Origin of the sequence: Microcystis sp. M169S2, from assembly GCF_020245865.1 — a bacterium.
GTDB lineage: Bacteria > Cyanobacteriota > Cyanobacteriia > Cyanobacteriales > Microcystaceae > Microcystis > Microcystis ichthyoblabe_A.
In genome coordinates, this window is the sequence record NZ_JADBUB010000024.1 from 1 (window position 1) to 8391 (window position 8391).

Annotated in this window: 9 protein-coding genes; 3 read left to right on the plus strand and 6 right to left on the minus strand. The window is 46.6% G+C overall.

Features of this window, described 5'->3' with window-relative positions:
- On the plus strand, positions 1 to 234 hold a 234-nt coding region (locus IM485_RS02205; RefSeq protein ID WP_287740960.1), incomplete at its 5' end, for a hypothetical protein.
- Here the strand turns inward: IM485_RS02205 and IM485_RS02210 are convergent.
- The 5 genes from IM485_RS02210 to IM485_RS02230 all read right to left on the minus strand — a co-directional run bounded on the left by IM485_RS02210 (position 164) and on the right by IM485_RS02230 (position 6023).
- Positions 164 to 3685 (minus strand): helicase-related protein, encoded by a 3522-nt coding sequence (locus tag IM485_RS02210; protein WP_287740962.1) that lies wholly within the window; start codon positions 3683 to 3685, stop codon positions 164 to 166. The genes IM485_RS02205 and IM485_RS02210 overlap by 71 nt on opposite strands.
- 6 nt (positions 3686 to 3691) lie before the next feature.
- On the minus strand, positions 3692 to 4345 hold the full coding sequence (locus tag IM485_RS02215; protein ID WP_287740965.1) for a YqiA/YcfP family alpha/beta fold hydrolase: 654 nt from the start codon (positions 4343 to 4345) through the stop codon (positions 3692 to 3694).
- A gap of 224 nt (positions 4346 to 4569) precedes the next feature.
- Positions 4570 to 4875, minus strand: a complete 306-nt coding sequence (locus tag IM485_RS02220; RefSeq protein ID WP_046661666.1) for a DUF2973 domain-containing protein — start codon at positions 4873 to 4875, stop codon at positions 4570 to 4572.
- 98 nt (positions 4876 to 4973) lie between these two features.
- The gene (locus tag IM485_RS02225) at positions 4974 to 5381 is read right to left on the minus strand and encodes a DUF2605 domain-containing protein (protein WP_104397636.1); all 408 of its coding nucleotides are present in this window, start codon (positions 5379 to 5381) and stop codon (positions 4974 to 4976) included.
- Positions 5382 to 5396: 15 nt separating this feature from the next.
- On the minus strand, positions 5397 to 6023 hold the full coding sequence (locus IM485_RS02230) for a TenA family protein (protein ID WP_104397635.1): 627 nt from the start codon (positions 6021 to 6023) through the stop codon (positions 5397 to 5399).
- A 265-nt stretch (positions 6024 to 6288) separates the two neighbouring features.
- Between IM485_RS02230 and IM485_RS02235 the strand changes: the two genes are divergently transcribed.
- Complete coding sequence (locus tag IM485_RS02235) at positions 6289 to 6495, plus strand: hypothetical protein (RefSeq protein WP_104397665.1); 207 nt, start codon at positions 6289 to 6291, stop codon at positions 6493 to 6495.
- Between the two features lie 41 nt (positions 6496 to 6536).
- Entirely contained in the window at positions 6537 to 7436 is a 900-nt protein-coding gene (locus tag IM485_RS02240) for an amino acid ABC transporter substrate-binding protein (RefSeq protein ID WP_104397634.1), read from the plus strand.
- An 848-nt stretch (positions 7437 to 8284) separates the two neighbouring features.
- On the opposite strand, the gene IM485_RS02245 is transcribed toward IM485_RS02240, so the two are convergent.
- The coding region (locus tag IM485_RS02245) for a transposase (RefSeq protein WP_287638279.1) at positions 8285 to 8391 on the minus strand (107 nt) is incomplete at its 5' end.

Below are 8391 nucleotides of genomic sequence, written 5' to 3' on the forward strand. Positions count from 1 at the left end.
AGTGTCCTTTGTGCCTTTGTGGTTAATCCCCTTAGTGTCCTTTGTGCCTTTGTGGTTAATCCCCTTAGTGTCCTTTGTGCCTTTGTGGTTAATCCCCTTAGTGTCCTTTGTGCCTTTGTGGTTAATCCCCTTAGTGTCCTTCGTGCCTTTGTGGTTAATCCCCTTAGTGTCCTTCGTGTCTTTGTGGTTCAATCATATCCCCCCTCTCCCATAACTCTCCCCAATCATAATTAACACTACACGCCCCAAAATCCGGTTCTCTCTGGAATGGCCGGCGCACATATCTGACCAGGACTTCCTCTGAGGGAGAAACCGAAACCAAAGCCAGCAGAAAATCCTCTGGCTTGTTAAAGGATGCAAGGATCTCGTTCTTGGTGACAGTCACCGTCTCTGCTCCTTCTACTCTACCCTTGACTTCGATAAACCGTAAGCGGCCTGTTCCGGTTCGGCGCGATTCGATGTCATAGCCGCACTTCTCGGCACTCACATCCCGCGGTTCATACCCCAAAGCCTTCTCAGCCGCCATGACTGCCGCCATTGCCAGCTGCTCGACGCGCTTTGTCTCCCGGGCAAACATTGGCTTGCCTAAAAGTCGCCCTAACAGTCCCCCCGGTACGATGAGGGCTGCCCCTACCACCACCGGCGGCGATGGGGATAAATGACGCTCCTGCTCCAATTCAGACAAGCGCTTTTGCAACCGCGTTTGTAGTTCATCGGCCCGCATCTGGGCTTTGTTGGAATTGATCCGCGCATTTGTCTTCCCCGCTTCTTCCTGTAGGCGCAACTGGGCCGCCCGATGGTCCCAGTAGTTGATCTCCTTAGTCAGGCGGTCTTTAACTGCTATAAGGGTCTTTTCAATTAACTCTTCCTTGCGCTGCCGTACCTCCTGAAGATGGGAAGAGACGAGGTTAGCGATCGCATAATTGCGGGACTGGCTCTCAATCTCATTACCGATAGGGAGAGAATCAAGGATCGGCCCTAGGATCGCCCGCTCCTCTTCCTGCAAAGGACGATAATCTAGATAAGGGGCATACCCAGCATCTCTCTCTCCCTGTCTCTGTGGTGCAAACAGAGGAATTTCCACATACTGCATTCGCCGCGACACCACCCGCCGTCTGCCATCGGGATTTAGCCGAGCGTCTTGAATGGCGTGTTCTAAGTACACCAGCGCCCGAATTTCCTCCCTCGGATCACTGTCATCAACTAGGATAGCCCCCCGTCTGAGTAATTCCCGATGCCGTTCCAAGACAAGATCGATAGTGGCATCTAACAGGGGATGGCCGGGACAGACAAAGGTAGCAACGGGTTTACCCGGAACACTAATCAGGTCTTTATCAAAACAGATGCGCTCATAGCGTTTGAGAATTGGCTCTCCTATCCCGAAAAAGCGGTCTCTGTTACGGATAACGGCGGGGACGTTGGTAATCTCGTATCGCTTTGGCTCTCGCTGGCGTAGGGTGCCGCCTAAGCGTTGGAAGGCTTCGAGGAAAAATGCGGCGATGAAGTGCGGCTGTAACCGTCTGGCTTCGGCTCGCTCCATATCTTCTCGAATTTTCTGAACCTTGGAAGCATCGATCGAATCCCGTGCTAGGGCGCGTTCTTCCAGCAATTCCCTTAGTCTCTCTTGATCGAGCTTTTCAGAGATGACCTCGTTTAAGCGTGCTTTTACTTTTGGGTGATCGCCGTAACGGATGGCTTGGATGAGAAGTTCGCGCAATTCTTTTCCCGCAATGGCTTTACCTAATACGTCGAACACCCGTCCGCCTAAAGCTTTTTGTTCAGCTTCGAGTTTTTCGAGGAGCGTCCGATAGACATCTCCCTCGCGGGTTTCGTGAGCCACCAAATTCCAGAGATGACAAACCTCGGTCTGTCCAATCCGGTGAATGCGACCGAATCGCTGTTCTAGACGGTTTGGGTTCCAGGGTAGGTCATAATTGACCATGAGATGCGCTCGTTGCAGGTTGATCCCCTCTCCGGCGGCATCGGTGGCCAGAAGTACCTGTACTCCTACGTCTTGCTTGAAGCCTTCTTCGGCTTTTTTGCGGTCTTCCCGACCCATGCCACCGTGAATGGTGACAACAGCTTCTGGGTTGCCAAGGAGTGTACCGATCCGCTCTTTCAGGTAGTTGAGGGTGTCTCTGTGTTCGGTGAAGACGACTATTTTGCGGCGGTATCCTCCTGCATCGAACATCTCTGCTTCATCCTGGAGAAGATGGGAAAACTCTTCCCACTTACGGTCTTTTCCGCTCCGTCGAACGGTATTGGCTAGGTCTTCAAGCTTTTTCAGCAGGGCGATTTCAATCTGTAGTTCGGCAATGGTACGCGATGCTGTGGCCTGATCGACCACCTCCTCGACCGTAGCCTCCCGCTCGCTGCTATCGGTATCCTCAAAGTCGTCATCGATGTCGTCTTGGTCAAGGACGGTAGCAAATTCTATCTCCAGCGACTGGCCTCGCTTGAGCAGTTCTTCTTCTCGGAGTCGCTTTTGCAGCCGCTCTCGTCGTCGTTTCAAGGATTGATAGATGGCTTCTGGAGAGGAGGCGAGGCGGCGTTGCAAAATGGTGAGGGCAAAGCCGACTGTCCCCTTGCGCCCGTCGTTGGCCAGGGCTTCGGCTCGGTCAAATTCTTCGCGCACATACTCGGTGACTCGACTGTAGAGGATCGCTTCTTGGTCGGAGAGGGGGTAACTGACCGTGTGAGCGATTCTTTCGGGGAAAAGTGGCTTGCCGTCAAACTTGAGCAGTTCCTCTTTGACCAGACGGCGCATCAGGTCGGAAGTATCTGATACATGAACTCCGTCCCGGAATCGCCCCTCAAAGCGATCGCCATCGAGTAGAGCTAGGAATAACTGAAAGTCTTCTTCTTTGCCGTTGTGGGGAGTCGCGGTCATCAGCAGGAAGTGGCGGGTAACACTAGAGAGGAGTTTGCCCAATTTGTAACGCTTTGTTTCCCTAATTTCCCCACCAAAGAAAGAAGCGGACATCTTGTGGGCCTCATCGCAGATAACCAGATCCCAATCAGTCTGCTGGAGTTTCTTCTGGAGGTCGTCATTACGGCTGAGTTTATCAAGTCTGGCAATGACCAGACCCATTTCGGCGAGGGCGTTGCCAGTGCGGGCCGTTTCGATGCGGTCGTTGGTGAGGATATCGAAGGGAAGGTGAAATTTGTTATGTAGTTCATCTTGCCACTGGACTGCGAGGCTGCCTGGACAGACGATTAAGCAGCGCGCTAAGTCACCTCGAATTAGGAGTTCTCGAATTAACAATCCCGCCATGATGGTTTTCCCGGCGCCGGGGTCATCGGCCAACAAAAAGCGTAGGGGTTGGCGATCGAGCATCTCACCGTAAACAGCAGTGATTTGATGAGGGAGTGGTTCCACCAGAGAGGTATGGACGGCTAGAAGCGGGTCAAACAGGTAGGCCAACCGGATGCGATGGGCTTCGGAAACTAGGCGCAGCAAAGCTCCGTCGCCATCGAAACCCCACGGTCTTCCTTCGGTGAGAATCTCTAGGGTTGGCTCTCGGTATCGAAAGAGCAGTTCTGTGTAGGGTTGTCCGTTGGTATCTTTGTAGGTCAGTTCTACCGCGTCGCTGCCATGCCACTTGGCCTCAATGACGGTAATGCTTTGATTGGGCAGAATGCCGTTAACAATAGAGCCGCTCGTTAGTTCCTCAAGTTTAGTCATGATCGCCTAAAGACCGATGTCTAGGAATAATTGCATTTCAGCCCATATCCTCGTCAAAACATCGGTAAGGGCATGATCGCTATCTAATTCGATTAACTGTACCCAAGGACGAGAAAAAGCATAATAGCGACTATTTTCTGGGGGAATCACCTCATCGTCACTGCCATGAATAATTAGGGTGGGGAGCTGCCTGATTAACTTTTCTTGGGGATAATTGGCTAAGTCCTCGATCAACTTGTAATCAATTGGCAGATAACGGCGATAACCGTAGTGATAAACCGATAAACTCCCAGATTTTTGCCAATTGGCTAGGGTTTCCGCTTCCAATTGTCCCAACCAAATCGGCCCGAAATTAAAAGCGGGAGCTAATAAAACGAGCCTTTGCACCTGAGAATAGGTTTCTGCCAGCCAAGCTGCCGTTAAACCGCCAAAACTGGAACCAATCAGAGTAACAGGAAGCTGAGATTGTTCAATCAATTGGCCGACTTGAACAATCTGACGAGTGAGAGTTAAGCTAGAAAAATCATCACCGTTAAGATCGGGAATTTCCATCGCTAAACCCCTATTTTGCCAACAATGTCTCAAAAATTGCGCTTTTGTTGATTGGGAGCTAGAAGCAAAACCGTGTAGATAAATATATCTGTTTTCAAGGACTGCCATTCTAGAACCAATTAGAGTCTGCTGAAAAAGTTTGCTGGTGGGGGCAGGGTGTGGGGTGTGGGGTGTAGGGTTTTACCGATTTTGAGGAGGTCAATTACCTAATTTTCGGGGAAAAAGCACCTGAATTTTCCCCCTGATCACTCTCTTGCCTAGCACTTTTGGATTTCAAAAAGGTCTCAAAGTCTTACCCAACAAGATTTTTAGATTTATTCAGCCACCCCCAATTAGATTTCTTCGTCTTGCTCTTTGGTGGCACTGGGAGAAGAATTATAAATGGCATCCAACTGTTGACGAGCATCTTCCACAGTGAGAGAACGAATCACTAACAGAGGTTCATTAATCGGTTGTCCAGTCTCGTCCAAAAGTTCCGGATGGGAAGTCATGGGATAACCGTAGGGATTATAGGAATTAGCCGATTTAGCAGGACGTTTCTGGGAATCCATGCTGACAGTAATCAGACTCCGAATTAAATTATTAATGGTCAAAAAAGCGATAACTGTGAAGGCGAGGATATAGAGCAGATGTAACATTGGCCGAGTCTCCCATGAATTATGTGTGAATATTCCTAATTGCCAAAACTTTATGCTAAAAATTCGCTCAACTCTCTAGCTTACCAAAAAGTTTCAGGTTAAGCGTCAGTTTGAGGAGATTGATATTCTCCCCAACCCTGTAATCGACGACGACGACTGCTGACCCCCCAACACTCTGCCACCAGCTGGTGCCAAGGTAACAACATCTTGGCCTCGATACCCACCTGACCACCTGTGGTTTTAAAGAGTAAATAAGCCGTGGCCACCTCCTGTTGAGCGTTTTTGACTCTTGCTAATAAATCGTTTTGTTCCTCGAGGCTGAGAAAGGATAATCTCTCGGATTCGAGGAGGAGACGGGAACGGGAAAACCAATGGGTGAAATCCTCTAGTAGAGGTTCCAGGATAGTTTTCAGGAGTTCGTTTTCGGTGGGTTGCGAAGGGAACATTATTTTTATAATGACGATTTTGCTTACCTTAATCTTAGCGTCATTTATATTTCTTAACATTATGACGGGAAAATTTTAAGATTTGCCCCGGCTGTAGGCGGCACTAAAGAAGTCCTGTTCACAACTAAGGGCATAACGATAGGATAAAGAGATATTTTCCGTCATCAGGGCGTATTTATCCACTAATTCCTCTAACTGGCTTGCTAAAGCTGCGAATTCATCCCCACTATAACTATCAATCCAAGCTTGATAGGGATTCTCAGAAATCGGCTCTAGGGCTAATTGTTGACCCAGATAAGCATAAAGACGCATACAGGGACTCATCGCCACGGCAATCGCACCGATGTCACCCATCCAAGCGGTAGCGAGAAGAAAATCCGTATAGCGACGGGTGGCATTAGCGGGCTGAACCTTTCTCAGGTCAACCCCCCACTGTAGAGCATAATTTTCGTGTAATTCTAATTCCGTTAATACCCCTGCCGCTAACCGATGAAAGCTAGTAAATCCCTGCCAATCGGGAGCTTTAGCAGCGGCGATACTGTAAGCACGGGCGAAAGATTCCAGAAAAAAAGCATCCTGACCGACATAAAAAGCAAAACAGTCCCGTTTAAGCTCTCCTGTGGCGATACCTCGCACAAAAGGGTGTTCGAGGCAAGCTTGTACTAGATCTTGATGGCTGTGCCAAAGTTGCTGACTAAGCATAGGAAAATACTAATTAGGTGAACAAGGTTGGTTAACTAGAGTTCGGCATCTCACAGGGTGATACTAAATCCGTTGAGCATAGGCTACTTATAAGGACAGGCAAAAGGCAAGAGGCAAAAGGCAAAAGGGGGAATAAATAATCAGTTTTTAATAACCGGATTTAGTATGACAGAGAGCTTGAGTTGTCACAGTTTCAATTCCTTAACCCAAACTGACGTTAAACCTGTTACAGTAAATATAACTGACTAAATTGGAATTAAAAACTATGCGACTTAAGCGATGGGAGTCCCCCCGCCGTCAGGGACGTAACGACAAAGGCAAGGGTGGTTCGGCCCGACAGCGACAACTGAAAAAACAATTTAAAATGCTGTCGAAAAAACTGAAAGGGGGAGAGAGTAACATCTCTCCTCTTTTTTTGTCCCCAGCAATCACCGCTAAAAAATCTTCCTCTGGGAAACTCTCGGTCTCCTGAAACAGTCCCAGACTTGAGCCACTTTCAGATTAGGAAAAAAAATGAAGCGTACACTTGCCGTCATGACGATGACAGTAGCTTTAACCCTCACCAGTAACCATTCTAGCCTTGCCGGAGCAATCTTCGATCGCATTCAAAAAACTGGGGTAATTACTGCCGGCGCTCGTAAAGATGCTATTCCCTTTGGTTTTGTCAACTCCCAGGGCAAGTGGGTGGGTTACAGCCTTGATATGTTAGAGTTAATTCGCAAGGAAACCGAACGGAAGTTAGGAAAACCAATTAAATTAAAAATTGTTGAGGTTACTCCCCAAAATCGTTTTGAAAAGTTGAAAACAGGGGTTATCGATATCGAATGTGGCTCCACTACTTTTACTTGGAAAAGAGAAAATGAAGTGGATTTTTCCGTTAGTTACTTTGCCAGTGGCACTCAATTACTCACCCGCAAAGGTAGTAATCTCGATGACATCGGTAGCTTGGCAGGCAGACGCATTGGAGTGATTGCCAATACTACCAATGAAGCAGTAATTAAAACCCAACAACCCGCCGCTATTTTGGTCAAAGTTAAAAATCGTGGCGAGGGTTTACAAAAACTAGAAGCGGGAGAAATTGATGGTTTTGCCAGTGATGGCATTACCCTAGAAGGTTTAAGGAAAAGTGCTAAAAATCCTAATAATTTAGCCATAGTTCCCTCCTATCCCTACGCCTACGAATCCTATGCCTGTACTTTACCTGAAAATGATTCTAAATGGCGCGATACGGTTAATTATACCCTATTAAAATTCATGGAAGGGATCGTTAGCGACCAACAACAAGCGGTGACAATTTATGAACGTTGGTTTGGTGAAGATGGTGTTGTTCCCTATTCCAGAGAAACTATTAATGATTATTTTCAAGGCATTGTCAACACCTACGAATGGATTCCTTTAACTGTATTTCCCTAAAATTAAGACCTTTTTAGCGACCAGTTGAAAAAGGCAAGGGTCAAGAGGCAAGAGGCAAAAGTATTGATTAATTTGTCTCCCTAAGACTCTTGTTGGCCATAATAAATCCTGTTTAAAAGGTATAGGAAAGCGGGAAAATGGGGAGAATGGAGCGGGTTTTTAAAGTTGGATTTGTTATTAATCAAATTAATAAAGGTAAAAAATAAACCCCATCAACTGACTGAATAAAGGGGCGATTGCGAGTTTTTTATTAATGTTTTTTAGGAGACTTTTGTGGTTTCCTTTTCTGAGGGTTTGGAGGGTTTTAGTTGGCACTTTAGGGTTATCTCCATACTTTCACCCGCATTATATCAAAATGATAATCATAGCTCCAAACAGGTAGATCTAATTCGATTGAGATGATAGCAGTCAAAGCATCAACAATAGTAATAGTTTGATCAGGAAATTGTTTAGCTTTTGCTATGGATGCGAAATACTGATCTTCTGTCGGATTGATCAAATTAGCAGATTCTAAGCAATTTTGTGTGAAATGAGTGGCTTGTTCAAATCCTAATCTATATAGAAGCAAGCTGTAAGTTTGGTTCTTCCGAACTTACACTGTAGAAAATTCCTCAAGCTCCCTCTCTGCCGAGCAATGCTCTAAAGTTGATAAATATCAATCTAACAAAAACTCAAAGCCTTAGTATACAAGCTTTACAAGCACAAGTTGTTGATAGTTTTACATGACAGGTTCGGTAGAGCCAATTAATTACACATATCTAACCACCTCTTGCCTCCTGCCTTTTGCCTTTTGCCTATCTTCACTAGGAAATTAATTGGCTCTTCTGGTTTTCGTGTGTTAATTTTTGTTATGAATTAAAGCAAGCAAACAGCTTAAGTCGAAGATGTTGAAAATTGGTAAATCCATAACTCATTCTTTTAATAAGCTTTATTTTGGTATTCATTCCCTCAATTA